Consider the following 22,904-nt stretch of genomic DNA (forward strand, 5'->3'; position numbering starts at 1 on the left):
GGCGATAAAAAAGGCGCTTCCCCATGCCGAGTAGCGCCTTTTTAAACAAGCATTTCGCTAATCGAAATTAGTTCATGCCGTATTTTTTCAGCTTCTTACGAAGGGTACCACGGTTGATACCCATCATCAGGGCTGCGCGGGTTTGGTTACCGCGGGTGTATTGCATCACCATGTCCAACAGTGGCTGTTCAACTTCAGCCAGTACCAGCTCATACAGGTCATTAACATCCTGACCGTTCAGTTGAGCAAAATAGTTCTTCAGTGCCTGTTTAACCGAGTCACGCAGGGGCTTTTGAGTTACCTGATCCTGAGAGTTAACGGTAGAAACGGTCAGTACGTCAGAATTTACGCGTTGTTCGAACATAGTTCTGTCAGCTCTTTATTTCATTACGCAAAATTTTCGAAGTATGCCTCCAACGCCTCCAGCTGTACGCTGGCATCCTCTATGGCGTTGAATGTGCGCCGAAACTGGTCATTTGGAGCGTGCTCCTGGAGATACCAGGAAACGTGTTTACGCGCAATTCGGTACCCTTTTGCCTGGCCGTAAAAGTCATGCAATTCCCGAACGTGCGAACAAAGCAAGCGCTTAACCTCTGCCAGAGGCAGTGGAGCAAGCAGCTCTCCAGTGTCCAGATAATGCTGGATTTCCCGAAAGATCCAGGGTCTTCCCTGAGCTGCACGTCCTATCATCAGAGCATCAGCTCCCGTATAGTCGAGCACAGCTCTGGCTTTAAGCGGGTCAGTAATGTCACCATTCGCGATAATCGGAATGGAAACTTTCTGCTTAACTGCCCGAATGCTGTCGTATTCAGCGTAACCATTGAACAAGCAGGCGCGAGTGCGTCCGTGTATGGTCAGAGCCTGAATGCCACAATCTTCGGCCAGTTGGGCAATCTCTACACAGTTACGGTGTTCCGGCGACCAACCCGTGCGAATCTTTAACGTAACAGGAACGTCCACTGCGCTGACAACCGCCGTCAGGATCGCTTTGACCTGGTCGGGGTATTGCAGAAGGGCTGAGCCTGCAAGCTTGCGATTCACCTTTTTGGCCGGGCACCCCATATTGATATCAATAATCTGGGCACCACTTTCCACGTTAATACGCGCGGCATCTGCCATCTCTTCAGGCACGCTTCCGGCAATTTGCACGGTGCGAATACCTGGCTCATCAACGTGCACCATCCGTAGACGGGACTTATCGCTTTCCCAAACCTGCGGGTTAGACGACATCATCTCGGAAACGGTTAATCCGGCTCCCATCTCGTAGCACAGCGTCCTGAACGGCCGGTCGGTAATACCTGCCATAGGGGCTGCGATCAGGCGATTTCTGAGCTGGTGGTGTCCGATGCGCATGAGTTAAGAAATGACCATACTGTGACTGCAAGGCGGCGTATATTACGCATTTTTTGCACGAGATGAAAGGCCAAACTTTGAACAATCCTCTGTTGTAGATCAAGGAATCAGCGGCCTGACGTGGTGATGAGATTTATTCACTATTTAAATCATTGAGTTATGCGCTAACGCTTATTTTATAGGCGCTTACAATTTCCCGTAACTTCTCATCGTTTCTGAATAAATGAATCGGTTTAGCGGGATAATCTGCTGTTTTTAGCAGCAGTTTATCCCGCTTCAATGCGATCTGCGTCGCATTTTAGAACATGATCTTAGTGCGAAAAATGCACATTACTCCACGACGACACGGCCATGGAGTGACTGTACCGAGCGGTTATTATCGTGGTGCATGGTATGGGTGAATTTCTCCAGTTGTTCAGCAGAGAGCGTCAAAGGATGTTTAAGGACAACCCAGATAACGCCTTCGGAACACGGAGGAGTGGTAAGCGAACCGCTAAAACGCCAGTAGGTTTTGTCTTTCGGCAGAAGGTTATTCAGATTAAGGTTCTGATTAATCGTCGCATTTTGCTCCGCATGTTCAGGCATCACTTTCCACAGCTTTTCCAGCTCAGCGTTCGGCGCGCCCTTATCAAACATTACCGCAACCACGACCAGTTCGCCTTCAGCATTCTTGTGCACCAGGTGCATTTCCATCGCATAGTTTTTGCCATGGATCGTGTTTTCACTCGGCGCATGGAAATGGAATTGCTGAAGAGACCAGGTCTGTTTATCCAGGGTAATGCTGTCGCGCGTGTCCGCTTTTTCTCCAGCCTGAATGGTGTGCCCGTTGTTCGTCAGCGTGATGGGACCCTCGGTGTAGTGCGTTTGTAACGGGGTGAGGTGGGCCTTAAGTGTGGAATCAATGTTAATCGGGGACTGATTCATACCGCTTTGACAGGTTTTATACGCCTCATCCAGTTCGCCCCAGTGCTCCGGAGCGCCTTCGCCTTCATAGCTCCAGTGTGATGCATACGCTGAAGCGGAAATGATGCTCAGCGCCAGCAGCGCTGCCTTGCCAGTGATGTGTTTCATAATATTCTTCCGGTGAATTTTATAGTTCAAATCATTTAATTAACGCATGATTTGTAAGGGTATTTTACCGGAGAAAACCAGGAGGCGGGAGCAATATCAGAGAGGAAAGGCGTGGTCAGATGACCACGCCAAAAGATCACTTTTTACGGCCAGTAATACGGCACCACTCTTCTTTCTCAACCACCGGATCGAGCGTAAAGAGATCGGCATAGGCTTCGCAGACGCTGTCGGCCTGGCTGGCGAGGATGCCGGAAAGACCCAGCAGACCGCCTTCAACGGGCAGCACGCTGATTAACGGGGCTAGCTCGCGCAAAGGGCCTGCCAGAATGTTCGCGACGACGACGTCGGCTTTCATCGCTTCTGGCTGCGCGTCTGGCAGGTACAGCTCCAGACGGTCGGAGACGCCGTTACGTTCAGCGTTATCGCGGCTGGCCTGGATAGCCTGGGGATCGATGTCGATCCCGATCGCTTTCGCTGCGCCCAGCTTCAGCGCGGCAATCGCGAGGATCCCCGAGCCGCAGCCAAAGTCGATCACGGTCTTGCCTTCCAGATCCAGTCCGTCCAGCCACTGCAGGCATAGCGACGTAGTAGGGTGCGTGCCTGTACCAAATGCCAGACCCGGATCAAGCATAACGTTCACCGCGTTTTCATCGGGAACGTCGCGCCAGCTCGGGCAGATCCACAGGCGTTTACCGAACTGCATTGGATGGAAGTTATCCATCCACTCGCGTTCCCAGTCTTTGTCTTCGATCTGCTCGATCTTATGGACAAAGCCTGCGCCCAGAAGCGGGTGGTTTTCCAGAATCGCGACGACCTCGTTCATGTCGGTTTCGGCATCGAACAGGCCGATAACGTCGGTGTCGCCCCACAGGCGGGTTTCACCCGGAAGCGGCTCGAAAACCGGCGTATCATGCGTGTCCTGGAAGGTGATGGAAACCGAGCCGGCCTCCATCAGCGCATCGCTCAGCTCTTCGGCATTCGCGCCGGTTGTATTCAGTTTCAGTTGGATCCACGGCATGGCAAAACTCTTTATTTATCAGTAGAAATCACAGCGGGCTGTGGGACGGGTTGACCAAAACGGTTCCCTACCACAAACGCCAGTAAGCTTAACAGTAACGAAGGCACAATCGGATGGAAGCCCAGATACTGAATATTAAACGTCGCAAGAACGGCGTACAGCACGCCGCCAACAATCATAGCGCTCAGCGCGCCTGCGGCATTGGCCCGCTCCCAGTAAAGCCCCAGCACCAGCGGCCACAGGAAGACCGCCTCAAGCCCACCGAACGCGAGCAGGTTGAGCCAGATGATCATTTCCGGCGGACGCCAGGCGGCCAGCAACAACAACGCCCCTAACAGCAGCGTAATCACGGCTGACATCCGCTTCAGGCGTCGCTCGTTTTCGACCTGCTCCGGGCGCAGGTTCAGATAGAGGTCTTTAACGATCGTAGCGGAACTTTGCAGGAGCTGAGCATTGATCGTCGACATAATGGCGGCCATAGGCGCGGCGAGGAATATCCCGGCAGCAAAGGGCGGAAGCACTTTGACCATCAGCGTTGGGATCACCAAATCGGGGACCGTCAGGTCCGGGATCACCGCGCGGCCTAACGCGCCTGCCAGGTGCATACCAAACATCAGGATCGCCACAACGATGGTGCCGATGATGATGCCTCTGTGCACCGCTTTGCTGTCTTTATAAGAGATGCATCGCACTGCGGTATGCGGCAGGCCAATCACCCCAAAGCACACCAGCACCCAGAACGAGGTCATAAACGTTGGGGAGAGGATATCGTCCGCGCCCTGCGGCGAGACCAGTTTCGGGTCGATCGCTTCCAGGGTTTCCACGGCATGGCTCAGGCCGCCTGCCGCATGAACAATCCCCACCAGCAGAACGATAGTGCCAATAAGCATCACCATCCCCTGCATCGTATCGTTCAGCACGCTGGCACGGAACCCGCCAAAGGCGGTGTACAGCGCAATACTCACCCCGAAGATGATAAGGCCGGTCTCATAGGGGATCCCCGCTGCCGTCTCCAGCAAACGCGCGCCGCCGATAAACTGTACCGTCATCGCACCAATAAAGGCGACCAGCAGGCTCAGGCTTGCGAGCCACACCAGCAGACGGCTCTGATAGCGCGCAAACAGCATATCGTTGAGCGTCACGGCGTTATAGCGACGAGCCAGAATGGCAAATTTTTTGCCGAGAATACCCAAAGAGAGCCAGACGGCAGGCAACTGGATCATCGCCAGCAGCACCCAGCCTAACCCGTATTTATAGGCGGCACCGGGACCCCCGATAAACGAGCTGGCGCTGATATAGGTGGCGGTAAGCGTCATGGCCAGCACAACGCCGCCCATCGAGCGGCTACCGAGAAAATACTCATTCAGGAAGGTGCCGGTGCTCCTTTTACGCATCGCATAAACGGACAAACCAAACACCACTAACAGGTAAGCGATAAGCGGCAGAATGACTTCAGGCTGCATCATCGTCCTCCAGCGGAATATCGCGATAAATGAATTTCACCATTGCCCAGCACAGCAGGATAAAGACCAGCGGCACCAGAAGACACGCCATCTCAAACCAGTGAGGCAGGCCGGTAATGCCGATAGACGAATCAGGTAAGTAAGCAGTTACCAACCAAGCGGCGAGATAGAGAAGGGTCAGCCACAGCGCCCAGCGCGCTTCTTTATGGGCCTGAACAAAACGCTTGTCCATTTTTTGTCCCTTGTGGATGAAGAAAGCGGGGATTGTACATGATGGGGCATGGCTCCCCCCAGAAATAAAAAAAGGCCGGATTCACCGGCCTTTTCGCGTTGCTGCAAACTTACTTCTCGTTCAGACCGAGTTTCTTCTCCAGATAGTGGATGTTAGTTCCACCATTCTGGAAGTGCTCGTCGCTCATGATGCGCATCTGCAGATCAACGTTGGTTTTGATACCGTCGATGATCAGCTCCTGCAGGGCGTTCTTCATGCGGGCAATCGCCACGTCACGGTTCTCGCCGTAGCAGATGAGTTTACCGATCATTGAGTCATAGTACGGCGGTACGGTGTAACCGGCGTAAATATGAGACTCCCAGCGCACACCAAAGCCACCCGGCGCGTGGAAACGCGTAATTTTACCCGGGCTTGGCAGGAAGGTGTTCGGGTCTTCGGCGTTGATACGGCATTCTACCGCATGGCCTTTGACCACAACTTCGTCCTGTTTGATGGACAGAGGCTGGCCGGCAGCGATACGCAGCTGCTCTTTTATCAGGTCAACACCGGTGATCATTTCGGTAACCGGGTGTTCAACCTGAATACGGGTGTTCATCTCAATGAAGTAGAACTCGCCGTTTTCGAACAGGAACTCGAAAGTACCTGCGCCGCGATAGCCGATATCCACACAGGCCTTGGAGCAACGCTCGCCGATGTAGCGACGCAGTTCCGGAGTAATGCCCGGAGCTGGCGCTTCTTCGACCACTTTCTGGTGACGACGCTGCATGGAGCAGTCGCGTTCTGCCAGATAGATGGCGTTACCCTGACCGTCAGCCAACACCTGAATTTCGATGTGGCGTGGGTTTTCCAGGTACTTTTCCATGTAAACCATGTCATTGCTGAAAGCCGCTTTCGCTTCCGCTTTTGTCATGGCAATGGACTGGGCCAGTTCTGCATCGCTGCGCACAACGCGCATACCACGACCGCCGCCGCCGCCGGACGCCTTGATGATCACCGGGTAGCCAATGCGTTTCGCATGGGCACGGTTAACATCCATATCGTCGCCCAGAGGGCCGTCGGAGCCTGGTACAGTTGGAACACCGGCTTTCTTCATTGCGGTGATCGCAGACACTTTGTCGCCCATCAGGCGAATGGTGTCGGCTTTCGGGCCGATGAAGATAAAGCCAGAGCGTTCAACCTGCTCGGCAAAGTTGGCATTCTCTGAGAGGAAGCCGTAACCCGGATGAATTGCCACCGCGCCGGTGATTTCAGCGGCGCTGATGATAGCCGGGATGTTCAGATAGCTTTTTACGGACGGAGCCGGGCCAATACAGACCGTCTCATCCGCCAGCAATACGTGTTTTAAATCGCGATCCGCGCTTGAGTGCACGGCCACGGTCTTGATGCCCAGTTCTTTACAGGCACGAAGAATACGCAGTGCAATCTCGCCACGGTTGGCGATAACAATTTTATCCAGCATGTTCGCCTCGTTACTCGATGACGACCAGCGGCTCGTCAAATTCTACCGGCTGACCACTTTCGACCAGAATCGCTTTCACAGTACCTGACTTGTCAGCTTCGATCTGGTTCATCATTTTCATGGCTTCGACGATGCACAGGGTATCGCCTGCATTGACTTTCTGACCCACTTCGATGAACGCTTTCGCGTCCGGGCTCGGGGTGCGGTAGAAAGTCCCAACCATTGGGGAACGTACGATGTGACCACTGATTTCTGCGGCTGCGGCAGGTGCAGCGTCTGCTGCTGGCGCAACGGCTGCGGCAAGCGCAGGCTGCTGCTGCATCATCGGTGCTGCATAAGCCTGCTGCATTACCGGGAAGCTAGCGGCTGGGGCTGCACGGCTGATGCGTACAGACTCTTCGCCTTCAGAAATTTCCAGTTCGGAGATGCCTGATTCTTCAACCAGCTCGATCAGTTTTTTAATCTTACGAATATCCATGAGTGGGTTCCGTACTCTTGTTTAGTGTGATTGTGACAGGCGTTTTACCGCTGTCTGTAAAGCGTATGAATAACCGTCTGCACCCAGTCCACAGATAACACCAGCGGCGATATCCGACAGGTAGGAATGGTGGCGGAACGGTTCTCGGGCATGCACGTTACTCAGGTGGATCTCGATAAACGGGATACTCACCGCAAGCAGTGCGTCGCGGATAGCAACACTGGTGTGCGTAAACGCGGCCGGATTGATCAGGATATAGTCCACATTGTCTTTAGCCTGATGAATACGGTCGATGATTGCGTACTCCGCATTTGACTGAAAATGATCCAAATCCACATCTAATGACGCTGCTTCCGTACCCAGACGGTTAACAATTTCACTCAATGTTAGCGTGCCATACTTCTCTGGCTCACGGGTTCCGAGCATGTTCAGGTTCGGTCCGTTAAGGACTAAGATTTGAAATTTATCAGCCATTGTGCCGCTATCTCCTGCGAATCTCGGGTAAAAAACAAAATATACCTTCGATGCGCGATTGTCACCTTTTCAGAGGCCTAAAACCCCTGTCAGGAAAACCAAAGTCGCACATTATAACGATTTCGTAGCATTTGGCAGCTAAATACTGGTCTTATCAGGGAAGATTATCAACCGCAAACCCAAAAAGATTCACGGATGATAAGTATTCTGCGGGAAAACGCACAGTTTCGCGCACTATCGCAACCACTGGCGGAACTTCTTATAACGCCACGCCAGCAGGCCCAGCGCCAGGAGCGCATAGAGGATGGGCTGCGGCGAGAGAATTTTCACCGACCACAGGTAATGAATGGGGGCGAGGATCGCAACCAGATAGACGACGTTGTGCAAATACTGCCACCGTCGGCCCAGTTTTCGCTGGGCATACTGCGTGGAGGTGAGCGTCAGCGCCAGCAAAATCAGCCAGCTCACAATGCCCAGCGTCAGGTAGGGGCGCGTCACCAGTTCGCGGCCCAGTAGCGACAAATTGTTAATCCCCAGCTCAAGCAGCGCATAGCTGGTGAGATGGATCGTCGCCCAGGCAAAACACCATAGCCCTAACAGACGACGGGTGCGTATCAATAATGGCTGTTTAGCGTAACGCGCCAGCGGTGAGACCAGCAAGGTCGCCAGTAAAAATTTCAGAGCCATCCTACCCGTAAAGTGCTGGATATCCTTCGCTGGGTCGGCGCTGAACGCGCCTGCATTCACCGCCCAGAACAGCCAGATAAAAGGAAGCAAACCGGCCAGGTGCAGCAGCACCTTCAGCCAGACGATCTGCTTTGCGGTTAAGCGCACTAGAAATTCTCCCGTAAATTCAGCCCACGGTACAGCGACGCCACCTCATCCGCGTAGCCGTTAAACAGCAGCGTCGGCTGGCGTTTAACGTCCAGCGCACCGCCCGACCCAATAAACCGTTCGGTGGCCTGCGACCAGCGCGGGTGATCCACATGCGGGTTCACGTTCGCAAAAAAGCCGTATTCGCCCGGTGCCGCCAGGTTCCAGGTGGTGGGGGGGCGCTCGCGGGTGAGTTTGATGCTGACAATGGACTTAATCCCTTTAAAGCCGTACTTCCACGGCACGGTCAGGCGAATGGGTGCCCCGTTCTGCGGCGGCAGCGCTTTGCCGTAAACGCCCACGGTCAGCAGCGTAAGCGGATGCATGGCTTCGTCGAGGCGCAACCCTTCCACATAGGGGTATTCAAGCCCGCCGCCGATAAAGCGATCCTTTTGACCCGGCATCTCGTCTGGCGCATACCGCGTCTGGAACGCGACGTACTTCGCGTTGCTGGTGGGCTCAACCATCGCCAGCAGCTTATGCAGCGGGAAGCCAACCCAGGGAACCACCATGGACCAGGCCTCCACGCAGCGCATCCGGTAGATGCGCTCCTCCAGCGGAAAACGGGTGGTGAGGTCGTGGTGATCCAGCGTCAGCGGTTTGGCAACCTCGCCGTCAATTTTCAGCGTCCAGGGATCGGTTTTCATGCTGCCTGCGTTGGCCGCAGGATCGGCCTTATCAAGGCCAAATTCATAGAAGTTGTTATAGCCCGTGACTTTATCTTCTGGCGTCAGCGCCAGTTTATTTTGCCATTGTGCGGGTTTCGTAAAGGTGAGGGGCGCACCGGAGGGCGCTTTGGGGCGGTCGTTACCCTTAAACCAGTCGAGCAGGTCGGCGTGGGCCGCAGGGGTAAGCGTTAAGGCGGTCGCGCTGATGCCAAGCATTTTCAGGATCTGGCGGCGCTGTAACATAAAGACAGATTCAGACGTTACGTCGGCTTCCGTCAGCTTTCGGTTTTTCATGGCATCCTCCGTCATGCGTTTTTGTAAGCATGACGGAGGAGAGCGGTTAGCGCGAATATGTCACGAAAATTTGAAGATTAGGCTATTTTCACCAGCGCGCGGCCATGGAACTGGTTGTCCATGATCTTATTGGCATAGTCAGGTGCCTGGCTGAGGGAAATTTCGGTGGCACTTTGGGTAAAGAAGGACTCCGGCAGATCACGCACCAGACGCTCCCAGGCTTCAGCGCGACGGGCTGCAGGCGTCATCACAGAATCGACCCCTTGCAGGCGCACGTTACGCAGAATAAACGGCATCACGGTGGTTGGCAGGGCAAAACCGCCCGCCAGACCGCAGGCAGCCACGCAGCCGCCGTAGTTCATCTGCGCCAGGACTTTCGCGAGCACTTTGTCACCTACGGTATCAACTGCGCCTGCCCAAAGCTGTTTTTCCAGCGGACGGGTTTCGGCAAACTCTTCCCGGCCAAGAATGCGGCTCGCCCCCAGCTGACGCAGATAGTCATGCGTACTCTCACGGCCAGAGACGGCCACAACCTGATAACCCAGCTTATGCAGCAGGGCAACGGCGGTGCTACCCACGCCACCGCTCGCGCCGGTCACGACAATTTCGCCAGATTCCGGGCGGATCCCGGCGTCCTCCAGCGCCATCACGCACAGCATAGCGGTAAAGCCGGCTGTCCCTACGATCATCGCTTTACGGCCATCTAACCCCGCCGGCATCGGTACCAGCCAGTCGCCCTTCACGCGCGCCTGAGAAGCCAGGCCGCCCCAGTGGTTTTCACCCACGCCCCAGCCGGTGAGCAGCACCTGCTGCCCGGCGTGGAAGCGCGGATCTTCGCTGGTGTGCACATGGCCCGCAAAATCAATTCCTGGCACCATCGGGAAATTTCGGATGATTTTACCTTTGCCGGTAATCGCCAGCGCATCCTTATAGTTCAGGCTGGACCAGTCAATGTCCACGGTGACGTCGCCTTCGGGCAGACGGCCCTCTTCAATGGCTTGCACCGAGGCAAGGGTTTTACCGTCCTGCTGTTCTAAAATCAAAGCCTGCATACTGGTTCCTTACGACTCAGATGATTGGAAAATAATTCCTTAAGACTATACTCGCACAATGAAACGTTATGCCGATTTAACGCAATAAATTGCCAGATAGGCCAGGTTTGGTAGTATGTCGCATCTCAAATGCAAGTTAGCGCTTACTCGCTATTCCATCAACCCACGGAGTAATCTCAAGGATGCGATTAACCACAAAATTTTCAGCGTTTATCACGCTGCTGACGGGGCTCACCATCTTCGTCACGCTGATTGGCTGTTCCCTGAGCTTTTACAATGCCATTCAGGATAAGCTGGTCAATCGCGTTCAGTCGGTGGCATCGGTCATTGATACCCGTCTGATTACCACCTCGCTCCCGGCGCTGTCGCGCGAGCTGGACGAGCTGATGGTGCCGGTAGATATTGTTCAGATCGATATCACCCAGGGCAAAAAAACGGTTTTTAGCCATGCCCGACAAACAAGCTATCGGCCTGCCGGCACGGTGAATCAGTACCGGGAGGTCGCGGTTAATTCGCTCAAACATCCCGGCATGACCATCAGGATGGTCTACCTGGACCCGATGTCCAATTACTTCCGCTCGTTGATGACCACCGCACCGCTGACCATGGCCGTTGGCTTTATCGTGGTGTTGATTTTTCTCGCCGTGCGCTGGCTGCGTCGTCAGCTCTCGGGCCAGGAGCTGCTGGAGAACCGTTCGGTACGAATACTGAACGGCGAACGTGGTCCGCAGGTGCGCGGTTCGGTCTATGAATGGCCGACACGCACCAGCAGCGCGCTGGACGTGCTGCTGTCTGAAATTCAGTTCGCCAGCGATCAGCGTAGCCGCATGGATACCTTGATCCGCTCCTACGCCGCGCAGGATAACAAAACGGGCTTGAATAACCGTCTCTTCTTTGATAATCAGCTGGCCACGCTGCTGGATGATGCCGAAAAGGTAGGGGCGCACGGGGTGGTGATGATGATCCGCCTGCCTGATTTCGATCTGCTGCGCGATACTTGGGGCCGCCGCGTGGCGGAAGAGAATCTCTTTACGCTCATCAACCTGCTCTCAACCTTTATTATGCGCTACCCGGGTTCGCTTCTGGCGCGCTATCACCGCAGTGATTTTGCCGTGTTGCTTCCCCATCGCACGCTGAAAGAGTCAGAGAGTATTGCCAGCCAACTGCTGAAAGCCGTCGATGCCTTGCCGCAAAGCAAGTTGTTCGACAGAGACGATATGGTGCACATCGGCATCTGCGCATGGCGCGGCGGGCAGGCAACCGAACAGGTGATGGAACATGCGGAAGCGGCAACCCGCAATGCGGTCCTGCAGGGGGCGAACGGCTGGGCGATTTATGATGATTCGCTGCCGGAAAAAGGGCGCGGCAACGTGCGCTGGCGTACGCTGATCGAGCAGATGTTAAGTCGCGGCGGGCCGCGCATATACCAAAAACCGGCGGTTATGAAAAATGGCCTGGTTCATCATCGCGAGCTGATGTGCCGTATTTTTGACGGCACGGAAGAGGTCATCTCCGCCGAATACCTGCCGATGGTGCTGCAGTTTGGCCTGTCCGAAGAGTACGACCGCCAGCAAATCTCCCGCCTGATCCCGTTCCTGTCGTTCTGGCCCGAGGAAAACCTGGCATTACAGGTCACCGTTGAGTCACTGATTCGCCCGCGTTTCCAGCGCTGGCTACGCGATACGTTAATGCAATGCGAAAAATCGCAACGTAAACGCATTATTTTTGAACTTGCAGAGGCAGATGTAGGTCAACACATCAGCCGGTTACGTCCTGTGGTACGGTTAATCAATGCGCTTGGTGCTCGCGTCGCGGTGACGCAGGCGGGCCTGACGCTGGTCAGTACCAGCTGGATCAAGGAGCTGGGTGCCGAGCTACTGAAGCTGCATCCGGGGCTGGTAAGGAATATTGAAAAACGCACGGAAAACCAGCTGCTGGTACAGAGCCTGGTGGAAGCGTGTAAGGGAACACAAACACAGGTATTTGCCGCTGGCGTGCGCTCGCGGGGTGAATGGCAGATGTTGACAGAGCGCGGGGTTGCAGGTGGTCAGGGTGATTTTTTTGCCGCCTCTCAGCCGCTTGACACCAATGTGAAAAAATATTTGCAAAGATACTCTGTTTGACCTGCCGTTTAATCAGTTTTCACGTAGAATATCGCGCCTGTAGCTTTGAGTATGACGAGCAGAAGCCAGTGAACGACCTTTAACGGGTTACAAATGCAAGTGAGGACGCTACTGTTTACTCAGCCCTGAGGGATTCAGGGGATGAATTTGTAACAAAGGAAACGTACTGCACTAATTTTCACCGTAGCTGACGATTTTTGCGCCTTGTCGCTGCTACGTGTGGTTGGTAAAGTAAGCGGATTTTGTATTCCGCCCCAGCTTTCAGGATTATCCCTTAGTATGTTGAAAAAATTTCGTGGCATGTTTTCAAATGACCTGTCCATTGACCTGGGTACCGCGAATACCCTTATTTATGTAAAAGGACAAGGCATCGTACTGAATGAGCCTTCCGTTGTGGCCATTCGTCAGGATCGTGCCGGCTCGCCAAAAAGCGTCGCTGCAGTCGGTCATGATGCGAAGCAAATGCTGGGCCGTACCCCAGGCAACATCGCCGCGATCCGCCCAATGAAAGACGGCGTTATTGCTGACTTCTTCGTGACTGAAAAAATGCTTCAGCACTTTATCAAGCAGGTTCACAGCAACAGCTTCATGCGTCCAAGCCCGCGTGTTCTGGTGTGTGTGCCGGTTGGCGCAACCCAGGTAGAACGTCGCGCAATCCGTGAATCCGCTCAGGGTGCAGGCGCGCGTGAAGTGTTCCTGATTGAAGAACCTATGGCGGCAGCTATCGGTGCAGGCCTGCCGGTTTCTGAAGCGACCGGTTCCATGGTTGTGGATATCGGTGGCGGTACCACTGAAGTGGCCGTGATCTCCCTGAACGGTGTGGTGTACTCCTCTTCCGTGCGTATCGGTGGCGACCGTTTCGACGAAGCCATTATTAATTATGTGCGCCGTAACTACGGTTCCCTGATCGGTGAAGCCACCGCAGAACGTATCAAACACGAAATCGGTTCTGCTTACCCAGGCGATGAAGTGCGTGAGATCGAAGTGCGCGGTCGTAACCTGGCAGAAGGCGTTCCACGCGGCTTTACCCTGAACTCCAACGAAATCCTCGAAGCGCTGCAAGAGCCGCTGACCGGTATCGTGAGCGCGGTGATGGTTGCGCTGGAACAGTGCCCACCAGAACTGGCGTCTGATATCTCCGAGCGCGGTATGGTGCTGACCGGTGGTGGTGCGCTGCTGCGTAACCTCGACCGCCTGTTGATGGAAGAGACAGGTATTCCTGTCGTAGTTGCAGAAGATCCACTGACTTGCGTCGCCCGTGGTGGTGGCAAGGCGCTGGAAATGATCGACATGCACGGCGGCGACTTGTTCAGCGAAGAGTAGTCGGGTGTGAAAGGGTAGCAAATGGCTACCCTTTCTCTCTGACGCGAGAAGACGCATAGCCTATGAAGCCAATTTTTAGCCGTGGCCCATCGCTACAGTTTCGCCTTATCCTGGCGGTGCTGGTTGCGCTTGGGGTCATTATTGCCGATAGCCGCCTCGGTACGTTCAGCCAGATCAGAACGTACATGGATACCGCCGTCAGTCCTTTCTACTTTATATCAAATGGTCCCCGTGAATTACTCGACTCCGTTTCGCAAACGCTGTCTTCGCGTGACCAACTCGAACTCGAAAACCGGGCGTTACGTCAGGAACTGCTGCTGAAAAACAGCGAGCTGTTAATGCTGGGTCAATATAAGCAGGAAAACGCGCGACTGCGTGAACTGCTTGGCTCGCCGCTGCGTCAGGATGAGCAGAAAATGGTCACCCAGGTGATCTCAACCGTCAACGATCCTTACAGCGATCAGGTTGTTATCGATAAAGGTAGCGTTAACGGCGTCTATGAAGGTCAGCCGGTCATCAGCGATAAGGGCGTTGTCGGCCAGGTGGTGGCGGTTGCTAAACTGACCAGCCGCGTGCTGCTGATTTGTGATGCTACCCATGCGCTGCCGATTCAGGTGCTGCGTAATGATATCCGCGTGATCGCGGCCGGTAACGGCTGCACGGACGATCTGCAGCTTGAACATCTGCCAGCCAATACGGATATCCGTGTGGGCGACGTGCTGGTGACGTCAGGTCTCGGCGGTCGTTTCCCTGAGGGCTATCCGGTTGCGGTGGTCTCCTCCGTGAGGCTTGATACGCAACGTGCCTACACCGTGATTCAGGCGCGTCCAACGGCCGGGTTACAGCGTCTGCGCTATCTGCTGCTGCTGTGGGGGGCCGATCGTAACGGATCAAATCCGATGACGCCGGAAGAGGTGCACCGTGTGGCGAATGAGCGTCTCATGCAGATGATGCCGCAGGTTCTCCCTTCGCCGGATTCGATGGGGCCGCCTGCGCCCGTCCCGGCTCCTGCAACGGGCTTAACGCAGCCGCTGCCGGACGCACCGCCACCGCCTCAGCGCTCGTCGGGAGGGCAGTAGTGGCAAGCTATCGTAGCCAGGGACGCTGGGTTATCTGGCTCTCATTTCTTATCGCACTGCTGTTGCAGATTATGCCCTGGCCGGACGACATCCTCGTTTTCCGGCCTAACTGGGTATTGCTCATTCTGCTCTACTGGATCCTGGCCCTGCCGCACCGCGTAAATGTCGGCACGGGTTTTGTGATGGGTGCCATACTGGATCTCATTAGCGGCTCTACGCTTGGCGTGCGAGCCTTATCCATGAGCATTATCGCGTATCTCGTCGCGCTTAAATTCCAGCTTTTTCGTAATCTCGCGCTCTGGCAACAGGCGCTGGTGGTGATGTTGCTGTCGCTCGCTGCGGATGTTGTTGTTTTCTGGGCAGAGTTTTTAGTGATCAACGTCTCTTTCCGACCGGAAGTGTTCTGGAGTAGTGTAGTAAACGGTGTGCTCTGGCCATGGCTGTTCCTGCTGATGCGTAAAATTCGCCAGCAGTTTGCCGTGCAATAAAAGGTTTCTATGACGTCTGTCTATCTTGCTTCTGGTTCACCGCGTCGTCAGGAGTTGCTCACGCAGCTGGGCATCTCCTTCGAGCGCATCGTTACGGGTATCGAAGAGAAACGTGCAGAGGGCGAAAGCGCTCAGCAGTACGTTTGCCGCCTGGCGCGAGAAAAAGCGCAGGCTGGCGTGGCGCAAGTGCCGCACGATCTTCCGGTGTTGGGTGCCGATACCATCGTCATCCTGAACGGTGAAGTGCTTGAGAAACCGCACGACGCGGACCATGCGGCGCGCATGCTGCGCAACATGTCCGGGCAAACGCATCAGGTCATGACGGCGGTCGCACTGGCCGACAGTCAGGATGTGCTGGATTGCCTGGTGGTGACGGACGTCACGTTCAGAGTGCTTACCGATGACGAGATCGCCGCCTATATCGCGAGCGGTGAACCGATGGATAAAGCAGGTGCATACGGTATTCAAGGGTTGGGTGGCTGTTTTGTCAGGAAGATTAATGGCAGCTATCACGCCGTAGTCGGCTTACCGCTGGTGGAAACGTATGAGTTGCTGAGCAATTTTAACTCACTGCGTGAGGGAAGGGATAATTATGACGGCTGAATTGTTGGTAAACGTAACGCCCTCGGAAACCCGTGTGGCCTACATTGATGGTGGCATTCTTCAGGAAATTCACATTGAGCGTGAGGCGCGACGCGGAATAGTAGGCAATATCTACAAAGGTCGGGTCAGTCGCGTACTGCCGGGTATGCAGGCGGCTTTTGTAGATATTGGACTCGATAAGGCCGCGTTTCTGCACGCCTCCGACATCATGCCGCACACCGAGTGCGTGGCGGGCGAAGAGCAGAAGCAGTTTGCCGTACGCGATATTTCTGAGCTGGTGCGCCAGGGCCAGGACCTGATGGTGCAGGTGGTGAAAGATCCGCTCGGCACCAAAGGCGCGCGTTTGACCACCGACATCACCTTACCTTCCCGCTATCTGGTCTTTATGCCGGGTGCCTCGCACGTCGGGGTGTCGCAGCGTATTGAGAGCGAAAGCGAGCGCGAGCGCCTGAAAAAGGTGGTCAGCGCCTACTGCGACGAGCAGGGTGGGTTTATCATCCGTACCGCAGCGGAAGGGATCAGCGAAGAGGATCTGGCCTCCGATGCGGCCTATCTTAAGCGTGTCTGGACCAAGGTGATGGAGCGTAAAAAACGCAACCAGACCCGTTATCAGCTTTACGGTGAGCTGGCGCTTGCCCAGCGCGTACTGCGTGATTTCGCCGATGCGCAGCTCGACCGCATTCGCGTGGACTCCCGCCTGACCTACGAAGCGCTGCTGGAGTTTACCGCCGAATACATCCCTGAAATGCCGGGCCTGCTGGAGCACTACACCGGGCGTCAGCCGATTTTCGATCTCTTTGACGTCGAAAACGAAATCCAGCGCGCGCTTGAGCGTAAGGTGGAGCTGAAGTCCGGCGGCTATCTGATCATCGATCAGACCGAAGCCATGACCACCGTTGACATCAACACCGGGGCGTTTGTCGGCCATCGCAACCTGGATGACACCATCTTCAACACCAACATCGAAGCGACGCAGGCCATTGCCCGCCAGCTTCGTCTGCGCAATCTGGGCGGCATTATCATCATCGACTTTATCGATATGAATAATGAGGATCACCGCCGCCGCGTGCTGCATTCCCTGGAGCAGGCGCTGAGCAAAGACCGCGTAAAAACCAGCATCAACGGCTTCTCGCAGCTGGGTCTGGTGGAAATGACCCGGAAACGGACCCGTGAAAGCGTGGAACATGTGCTGTGTAACGAGTGTCCTACCTGTCATGGACGCGGCACGGTAAAGACGGTGGAGACCGTCTGCTACGAAATCATGCGTGAAATTGTCCGCGTTCATCACGCCTACGACTCCGACCGTTTTCTGGTCTATGCTTCCCCTTCGGTGGCGGAAGCGCTCAAAGGCGAAGAGTCCCACGCGCTGGCAGAAGTGGAAATTTTTGTCGGCAAGCAGGTCAAAGTGCAAATTGAACCGCTCTACAATCAGGAACAATTTGACGTAGTCATGATGTAAGGCGCGATGCGCTGCGAGAATAAAGGCTGACAAGGAGAGACGCGTGAGGCGATTGCCGGGGATTTTACTGCTTACAGGGGCAACGCTCGTCGTGATTGTCGCGTTGCTCGTGAGCGGGCTGCGTCTCGTTTTACCGCATCTGGACAGCTGGCGTCCGCAGTTGCTGGCGAAAATCGAATCCTCCACCGGGGTGCCGGTGGATGTCAGCCAGATCAGCGCCAGCTGGCAGAACTTTGGCCCGACGCTGGACGTGCGGGATATCAATGCCAGCCTGAAAGACGGCGGCTACCTCAAAATTAAACGTGTCACCCTGGCGCTGGACGTCTGGCAAAGTTTGCTGCACCTGCGCTGGCAGTTCCGCGATCTCACCTTTTACCAACTTAGGTTCCTGACCAACACGCCGATCAGCAGCGATGGCTCCAGCAAGGGGCTTGAGACCAACCGGTTTAGCGATCTTTTCCTGCGCCAGTTCGATCACTTCGATCTGCGTGACAGTGAGGTGAGCTTCATTACGCTTTCCGGCCAGCGATCGTCGCTGGCGATCCCCCAGCTGACCTGGCTCAATGGCAAAGATCGTCACCGCGCCGAAGGGCAGGTGAGCCTCTCGAGCCTTAACGGGCAGCACGGTGTTATGCAGGTGCGAATGGATCTGCGTGATGACGACGGCTTGTTAAACAACGGCAAAGTGTGGCTGCAGGCTGACGATGTGGATGTCAAGCCGTGGCTGGGCGACTGGATCCAGCAAAATATGCAGCTCGAAACCGCCCGTTTTAGCCTGGAAGGCTGGATGACCCTGACGAAAGGTGAATTTGCCAGCGGGGATATCTGGCTGAAGCAGGGGGGCGCAAGCTGGAAAGATGAAAAACAACCGCATCAGCTCTCCGTTGATAACCTCACCGCGCATGTGACCCAGGTGAAAGGGGGCTGGCAATTTGCCATTCCCGATACGCGTATCACCATGGACAGCAAGCCCTGGCCGCGCGGCGCGCTGACGCTCGCCTGGATGCCGGAGCAGGATGTGGGCGGCACGAACAGTAAACGCAGCGATGAGCTGCGCATTCGTGCCAGCAATCTCGATCTGGAGGCGATAGAAGGGCTGCGCTCAATGGCGACGAAGCTCTCTCCGGAACTTGGTGATATCTGGCTGGCAACACAGCCAACGGGAACGGTAGACGCGCTGGCGCTGGACATTCCGCTGCAGGCAACAGAGAAAACCCGATTTCTCGCGTCCTGGACCGGTCTTGCCTGGAAACAGTGGAAGCTCTTGCCGGGCGCAGAACATTTTAGCGGTAAGCTGGAAGGCAGCGTGGAAGACGGCAGGCTGACGGCAGAAATGCGCGATGCCAAAATGCCGTATGAAACAGTTTTCCGTGCTCCGCTTGAGATTGAAAAAGGCTCCGCCGTTCTCAACTGGCTGCACAACGATAAAGGCTTTCAGCTGGATGGCCGCCAGATCGATGTAAAAGCCAAAGCGGTGCATGCGCGCGGTGATTTCCGCTATTTGCAGCCTAAAGGTGAAGAGCCATGGCTGGGTATTCTGGCGGGGATCAGCACCGACGATGGCGCGCAGGCCTGGCGTTATTTCCCGGAAAATCTGATGGGCAAAGCGCTGGTGGACTACCTCAGCGGTGCGATCCAGGGCGGTCAGGCAGATAATGCCACGCTGGTTTATGGCGGCAATCCGCATCTCTTCCCGTACAAACACAACGAAGGGCAGTTCCAGGTGCTGGTGCCGTTACACAACGCGACCTTTGCCTTCCAGCCGGACTGGCCTGCGCTGCAAAACCTCAATATCGAACTGAACTTCCTCAATGACGGGCTGTGGATGAAGACGGACAGCGTGGCGCTGGGCGGTGTGACCGCCAGTAACCTGACGGCAAACATCCCGGATTACTCCAAAGAGAAGCTGCTCATTGATGCGGACATCAAGGGGCCCGGAAAGGCGGTTGGCCCCTACTTTGACGGGACGCCGCTAAAGGAATCGCTGGCGGCAACGCTCGATCAGCTGCAGCTGGATGGCGATGTGAATGCTCGCTTACATCTGGACATCCCGCTTGATGGCGAAATGACGACCGCTAAAGGTGACGTCCGGCTCCAGAACAACAGCCTCTTTATCAAGCCGCTGAACAGCACGCTGACCAACCTCAACGGGCAGTTCAGCTTTGTAAACGGCAACCTCAAGAGCGAGCCGCTCAACGCCACCTGGTTTAACCAACCGATCAATATCGATTTTTCCACCACCGAGGGTGAAAAAGCCTACCAGGTGGCGGTCAACATGAATGCCAGCTGGCAGCCATCGCGCATGGGCGTGCTGCCCCGGCAGATCGAAAGTGCGGTCGGCGGCGCGGTTGACTGGCGTGGCAAGGTCGGTATCGAGCTGCCTTATCACGCCGGGGCGCGGTATAACGTAGATATCACCGGCGATCTGAAAAACATCAGCAGCCAACTGCCTGCCCCGCTGGACAAAAAAGCCGGGCAGCCGCTGCCGATGAAAATCAACGTGGCGGGTGGCCTCAACAGCTTTGACTTAACCGGCAGCGCGGGTGGGACAAACCACTTTAACAGCCGCTGGCTGCTTAACCGCAAGCTGACGCTCGACAGAGCCATATGGACGACGGACAGCCGAAGCACGCCTCCGCTGCCTGAGCAGGCGGGCGTTGAGCTGAACCTGCCTCCTCTGGACGGCGCTGAATGGCTGGCCCTGTTCCAGAAAGGCGTTGGACAAAACGCGAACGATGTCGTGCAGATCCCGCAGACCATCACTGCGCGCACGCCAGCGCTAACGCTGGGCGGGCAAACGTGGAATAACCTCAGCATCGTTTCGCAACCTGCGGCAAACGGTACGAAGGTTGAGGCGCAGGGACGGGAGATTAACGGCACCCTGACTATGCGAGATCACGCCCCCTGGCAGGCGGCGATCCGTTACCTTTATTACAACCCTGCCACAGCGAAGGCAAAAGAGCCGTCTGCGAGCACGCCGCCGCTGATCAATGCTTCTCGCGTGGATTTCAGCGGCTGGCCCGATCTGCAGCTGCGCTGCGCGGAGTGCTGGCTGTGGGGACAAAAATATGGCCGCATCGACGGTGATTTCGCTATCCGCGGGAATACGCTGAGTTTGACCGGCGGCCTGGTGGATACCGGCTTTGGCCGCCTGACGGCGCAGGGCGAGTGGGTGAACAATCCTGGCGGGCAGCGCACCTCGCTGAAGGGCGATATCAAAGGCAATAAGCTGGATGCCGCCGCCAACTTCTTTGGCATCAGCACGCCGCTTCGCGGTTCGTCGTTTGATGTTAACTACGACCTGCACTGGCGCGCGGCACCGTGGACGCCAGACGAGGCCTCTCTGAACGGCATCCTGAAAACCCGCTTCGGTAAGGGCGAAATTGCGGACGTGAGCACCGGCCACGCCGGACAGATTTTGCGCCTGCTGAGCTTCGATGCCCTGCTGCGTAAGCTGCGCTTCGATTTCAGCGACACCTTCAGCGAAGGTTTCTACTATGACTCCATTCGCAGCACGGCGTGGATCAAGGACGGTGTGATGCACACTGACGATACGCTGGTGGATGGTCTCGAAGCAGACATTGCAATGAAAGGGTCGGTAAACCTCGTGCGCCGCGAACTGGATATGGAAGCCGTGGTTGCGCCGGAAATCTCCGCCACCGTGGGCGTCGCGGCGGCCTTTGTGGTGAACCCGATTGTCGGCGCGGCGGTGTTTGCCGCCAGTAAGGTACTGGGGCCGCTGTGGAGCAAGGTCTCCATTCTGCGCTACCGCATTACCGGCCCGATCGATAAACCGCAGATTAATGAGGTGCTGCGCCAGCCGCGCAAAGATGCACAGCAATGATTTGACGTGGGCGGGTAATTGCCTCACTCTCAATAAATATGAATTTTTTACCGCCCAAGCGGCAACGAACGAGTAGCAATACGATGAGTCTGAACCTGGTAAGTGAACATTTGCTCGCAGCGAACGGCCTGAGCCATCAGGACCTGTTCTCCATTCTTGGTCAACTGACCGAACGCCGTCTCGACTACGGCGATCTCTATTTCCAGTCGAGCTATCACGAATCCTGGGTTTTAGAAGACAGCATCATCAAAGATGGCTCTTATAACATTGACCAGGGCGTTGGTGTGCGCGCCGTCAGCGGCGAGAAAACCGGCTTTGCCTATGCCGACCAGATTAGCCTTGCGGCACTTGAGCAGAGCGCGCAGGCCGCGCGTACTATCGTGCGCGATACCGGCGATGGCCGTGTGAAAACGTTGGGTGAAATTCAGCATTCTGCACTCTATACCAGCATCGATCCGCTGCAGAGCATGAGCCGTGAAGAGAAACTGGATATTCTGCGCCGCGTGGACAAAGTGGCCCGCGCCGCGGACAAACGCGTGCAGGAAGTTTCTGCCAGCCTGAGCGGTGTATACGAGCTGATTCTCGTCGCAGCAACCGACGGTACGCTGGCTGCCGACGTCCGTCCTCTGGTCCGTCTCTCGATTAGCGTGCAGGTGGAAGACGATGGCAAGCGTGAACGCGGCTCCAGCGGCGGCGGCGGTCGTTTTGGCTATGACTGGTTCCTGGGTGACGTTGACGGTGAAGCCCGTGCCGATGCGTGGGCCAAAGAGGCCGTGCGCATGGCAATGGTGAATCTTTCTGCGGTAGCTGCACCGGCGGGGACCTTCCCGGTCGTGCTGGGTGCTGGCTGGCCGGGCGTACTGCTGCACGAAGCGGTAGGCCACGGTCTGGAAGGCGACTTCAACCGTCGCGGTACGTCGGTGTTTAGCGGCCAGATGGGGCAGCTCGTCTCCTCCGAACTGTGCACCGTGGTTGATGACGGTACTATGGTTGACCGTCGTGGCTCTGTGGCTATCGACGACGAAGGAACGCCGGGCCAGTACAACGTGCTGATTGAAAACGGCGTACTGAAAGGTTACATGCAGGACAAGCTCAACGCGCGTCTGATGGGCGTGGCACCTACGGGTAATGGTCGACGCGAATCTTACGCGCACCTGCCGATGCCGCGCATGACCAACACCTATATGCTGCCGGGGCAATCCACGCCGCAGGAGATTATCGAATCCGTTGATTACGGTATCTTCGCGCCAAACTTTGGCGGCGGTCAGGTGGATATTACCTCCGGTAAGTTTGTCTTCTCGACCTCAGAAGCTTATCTGATTGAGAAGGGCAAAGTGACCAAAGCGGTGAAGGGCGCGACCCTGATTGGCTCCGGTATTGAAGCTATGCAGCAGATTTCCATGGTCGGTAACGATCTGAAGCTCGATAACGGCGTGGGCGTGTGTGGCAAAGAAGGCCAGAGCCTGCCGGTTGGCGTGGGGCAACCTACCCTGAAGGTCGACAGCTTAACGGTGGGCGGCACCGCGTAATTCCCCCGCACCCTGACCCTC

General features: G+C 55.8%; 20 protein-coding genes. 8 read left to right on the plus strand and 12 right to left on the minus strand.

Translation table 11 applies throughout. From position 1 onward, the window contains the following. Positions 1-67: 67 nt before the first annotated feature. From fis to acuI, 12 genes are all read right to left on the minus strand, one after another. On the minus strand, positions 68-364 hold the full coding sequence (gene fis / locus I6L58_RS15095) for a DNA-binding transcriptional regulator Fis (protein WP_000462905.1): 297 nt from the start codon (positions 362-364) through the stop codon (positions 68-70). Between the two features lie 23 nt (positions 365-387). Then, on the minus strand, positions 388-1,353 hold the full coding sequence (gene dusB / locus I6L58_RS15100) for a tRNA dihydrouridine synthase DusB (RefSeq protein WP_006178865.1): 966 nt from the start codon (positions 1,351-1,353) through the stop codon (positions 388-390). Positions 1,354-1,683: 330 nt separating this feature from the next. Continuing rightward, on the minus strand, positions 1,684-2,424 hold the full coding sequence (locus I6L58_RS15105) for a carbonic anhydrase (protein ID WP_088208420.1): 741 nt from the start codon (positions 2,422-2,424) through the stop codon (positions 1,684-1,686). 136 nt (positions 2,425-2,560) lie between these two features. Beyond that, positions 2,561-3,442 (minus strand): 50S ribosomal protein L11 methyltransferase, encoded by an 882-nt coding sequence (gene prmA, locus I6L58_RS15110; RefSeq protein WP_006178862.1) that lies wholly within the window; start codon positions 3,440-3,442, stop codon positions 2,561-2,563. An 11-nt stretch (positions 3,443-3,453) separates the two neighbouring features. Beyond that, the gene (gene panF, locus I6L58_RS15115; RefSeq protein ID WP_088208421.1) at positions 3,454-4,905 is read right to left on the minus strand and encodes a sodium/pantothenate symporter; all 1,452 of its coding nucleotides are present in this window, start codon (positions 4,903-4,905) and stop codon (positions 3,454-3,456) included. Next, a complete protein-coding gene (locus tag I6L58_RS15120; protein ID WP_088208422.1) occupies positions 4,895-5,137 on the minus strand; it encodes a YhdT family protein in 243 nt (80 codons plus the stop codon). The genes panF and I6L58_RS15120 overlap by 11 nt, the downstream gene beginning before the upstream one ends. 109 nt (positions 5,138-5,246) lie before the next feature. After that, complete coding sequence (gene accC, locus I6L58_RS15125) at positions 5,247-6,596, minus strand: acetyl-CoA carboxylase biotin carboxylase subunit (protein WP_006178859.1); 1,350 nt, start codon at positions 6,594-6,596, stop codon at positions 5,247-5,249. A gap of 10 nt (positions 6,597-6,606) precedes the next feature. After that, a complete protein-coding gene (accB, locus tag I6L58_RS15130) occupies positions 6,607-7,074 on the minus strand; it encodes an acetyl-CoA carboxylase biotin carboxyl carrier protein (protein WP_006178858.1) in 468 nt (155 codons plus the stop codon). A 21-nt stretch (positions 7,075-7,095) separates the two neighbouring features. Continuing rightward, the gene (gene aroQ / locus I6L58_RS15135) at positions 7,096-7,548 is read right to left on the minus strand and encodes a type II 3-dehydroquinate dehydratase (protein WP_088208423.1); all 453 of its coding nucleotides are present in this window, start codon (positions 7,546-7,548) and stop codon (positions 7,096-7,098) included. 234 nt (positions 7,549-7,782) lie between these two features. Beyond that, positions 7,783-8,382, minus strand: a complete 600-nt coding sequence (gene msrQ / locus I6L58_RS15140; protein WP_006178856.1) for a protein-methionine-sulfoxide reductase heme-binding subunit MsrQ — start codon at positions 8,380-8,382, stop codon at positions 7,783-7,785. Then, a complete protein-coding gene (msrP, locus tag I6L58_RS15145; RefSeq protein ID WP_088208424.1) occupies positions 8,382-9,383 on the minus strand; it encodes a protein-methionine-sulfoxide reductase catalytic subunit MsrP in 1,002 nt (333 codons plus the stop codon). Before msrP ends, msrQ begins: the two co-directional genes overlap by 1 nt. Before the next feature lie 77 nt (positions 9,384-9,460). Next, positions 9,461-10,435 (minus strand): acrylyl-CoA reductase (NADPH), encoded by a 975-nt coding sequence (gene acuI / locus I6L58_RS15150; RefSeq protein ID WP_088208425.1) that lies wholly within the window; start codon positions 10,433-10,435, stop codon positions 9,461-9,463. Positions 10,436-10,617: 182 nt separating this feature from the next. On the opposite strand from acuI, the gene csrD reads away from it, so the two are divergent. The 8 genes from csrD to tldD all read left to right on the plus strand — a co-directional run bounded on the left by csrD (position 10,618) and on the right by tldD (position 22,883). Continuing rightward, the gene (csrD, locus tag I6L58_RS15155) at positions 10,618-12,558 is read left to right on the plus strand and encodes an RNase E specificity factor CsrD (protein ID WP_088208426.1); all 1,941 of its coding nucleotides are present in this window, start codon (positions 10,618-10,620) and stop codon (positions 12,556-12,558) included. A gap of 279 nt (positions 12,559-12,837) precedes the next feature. Beyond that, the gene (gene mreB / locus I6L58_RS15160; protein WP_000913396.1) at positions 12,838-13,881 is read left to right on the plus strand and encodes a rod shape-determining protein MreB; all 1,044 of its coding nucleotides are present in this window, start codon (positions 12,838-12,840) and stop codon (positions 13,879-13,881) included. A gap of 62 nt (positions 13,882-13,943) precedes the next feature. Continuing rightward, positions 13,944-14,960, plus strand: a complete 1,017-nt coding sequence (gene mreC / locus I6L58_RS15165) for a rod shape-determining protein MreC (RefSeq protein WP_006178851.1) — start codon at positions 13,944-13,946, stop codon at positions 14,958-14,960. Then, positions 14,960-15,448: a rod shape-determining protein MreD gene (mreD, locus tag I6L58_RS15170; RefSeq protein ID WP_006178850.1), complete on the plus strand. Its 489-nt coding sequence runs from the start codon at positions 14,960-14,962 to the stop codon at positions 15,446-15,448. Before mreC ends, mreD begins: the two co-directional genes overlap by 1 nt. 9 nt (positions 15,449-15,457) lie before the next feature. Beyond that, the gene (locus I6L58_RS15175) at positions 15,458-16,051 is read left to right on the plus strand and encodes a Maf family protein (protein WP_006178849.1); all 594 of its coding nucleotides are present in this window, start codon (positions 15,458-15,460) and stop codon (positions 16,049-16,051) included. Beyond that, a complete protein-coding gene (gene rng / locus I6L58_RS15180) occupies positions 16,041-17,510 on the plus strand; it encodes a ribonuclease G (RefSeq protein ID WP_006178848.1) in 1,470 nt (489 codons plus the stop codon). Before I6L58_RS15175 ends, rng begins: the two co-directional genes overlap by 11 nt. A 43-nt stretch (positions 17,511-17,553) precedes the next feature. Beyond that, a complete protein-coding gene (gene yhdP / locus I6L58_RS15185) occupies positions 17,554-21,354 on the plus strand; it encodes an AsmA2 domain-containing protein YhdP (RefSeq protein WP_088208427.1) in 3,801 nt (1,266 codons plus the stop codon). Positions 21,355-21,437: 83 nt separating this feature from the next. Beyond that, entirely contained in the window at positions 21,438-22,883 is a 1,446-nt protein-coding gene (gene tldD, locus I6L58_RS15190) for a metalloprotease TldD (RefSeq protein ID WP_006178845.1), read from the plus strand. Positions 22,884-22,904 lie beyond the last annotated feature (21 nt).

The sequence above is a fragment of the Enterobacter cancerogenus genome (assembly GCF_019047785.1).
Classification (GTDB): Bacteria; Pseudomonadota; Gammaproteobacteria; order Enterobacterales; family Enterobacteriaceae; genus Enterobacter; species Enterobacter cancerogenus.

Coding starts and splice junctions, on each gene's coding strand:
- accC (WP_006178859.1), bottom strand. CDS start 6,596: ATGCTGGATAAAATTGTTATCGCCAACCGTGGCGAGATTGCACTGCGT.
- I6L58_RS15120 (WP_088208422.1), bottom strand. CDS start 5,137: ATGGACAAGCGTTTTGTTCAGGCCCATAAAGAAGCGCGCTGGGCGCTG.
- rng (WP_006178848.1), top strand. CDS start 16,041: ATGACGGCTGAATTGTTGGTAAACGTAACGCCCTCGGAAACCCGTGTG.
- I6L58_RS15175 (WP_006178849.1), top strand. CDS start 15,458: ATGACGTCTGTCTATCTTGCTTCTGGTTCACCGCGTCGTCAGGAGTTG.
- fis (WP_000462905.1), bottom strand. CDS start 364: ATGTTCGAACAACGCGTAAATTCTGACGTACTGACCGTTTCTACCGTT.
- aroQ (WP_088208423.1), bottom strand. CDS start 7,548: ATGGCTGATAAATTTCAAATCTTAGTCCTTAACGGACCGAACCTGAAC.
- I6L58_RS15105 (WP_088208420.1), bottom strand. CDS start 2,424: ATGAAACACATCACTGGCAAGGCAGCGCTGCTGGCGCTGAGCATCATT.
- prmA (WP_006178862.1), bottom strand. CDS start 3,442: ATGCCGTGGATCCAACTGAAACTGAATACAACCGGCGCGAATGCCGAA.
- mreC (WP_006178851.1), top strand. CDS start 13,944: ATGAAGCCAATTTTTAGCCGTGGCCCATCGCTACAGTTTCGCCTTATC.
- csrD (WP_088208426.1), top strand. CDS start 10,618: ATGCGATTAACCACAAAATTTTCAGCGTTTATCACGCTGCTGACGGGG.
- acuI (WP_088208425.1), bottom strand. CDS start 10,435: ATGCAGGCTTTGATTTTAGAACAGCAGGACGGTAAAACCCTTGCCTCG.
- dusB (WP_006178865.1), bottom strand. CDS start 1,353: ATGCGCATCGGACACCACCAGCTCAGAAATCGCCTGATCGCAGCCCCT.
- msrP (WP_088208424.1), bottom strand. CDS start 9,383: ATGAAAAACCGAAAGCTGACGGAAGCCGACGTAACGTCTGAATCTGTC.
- accB (WP_006178858.1), bottom strand. CDS start 7,074: ATGGATATTCGTAAGATTAAAAAACTGATCGAGCTGGTTGAAGAATCA.
- panF (WP_088208421.1), bottom strand. CDS start 4,905: ATGCAGCCTGAAGTCATTCTGCCGCTTATCGCTTACCTGTTAGTGGTG.
- tldD (WP_006178845.1), top strand. CDS start 21,438: ATGAGTCTGAACCTGGTAAGTGAACATTTGCTCGCAGCGAACGGCCTG.
- mreB (WP_000913396.1), top strand. CDS start 12,838: ATGTTGAAAAAATTTCGTGGCATGTTTTCAAATGACCTGTCCATTGAC.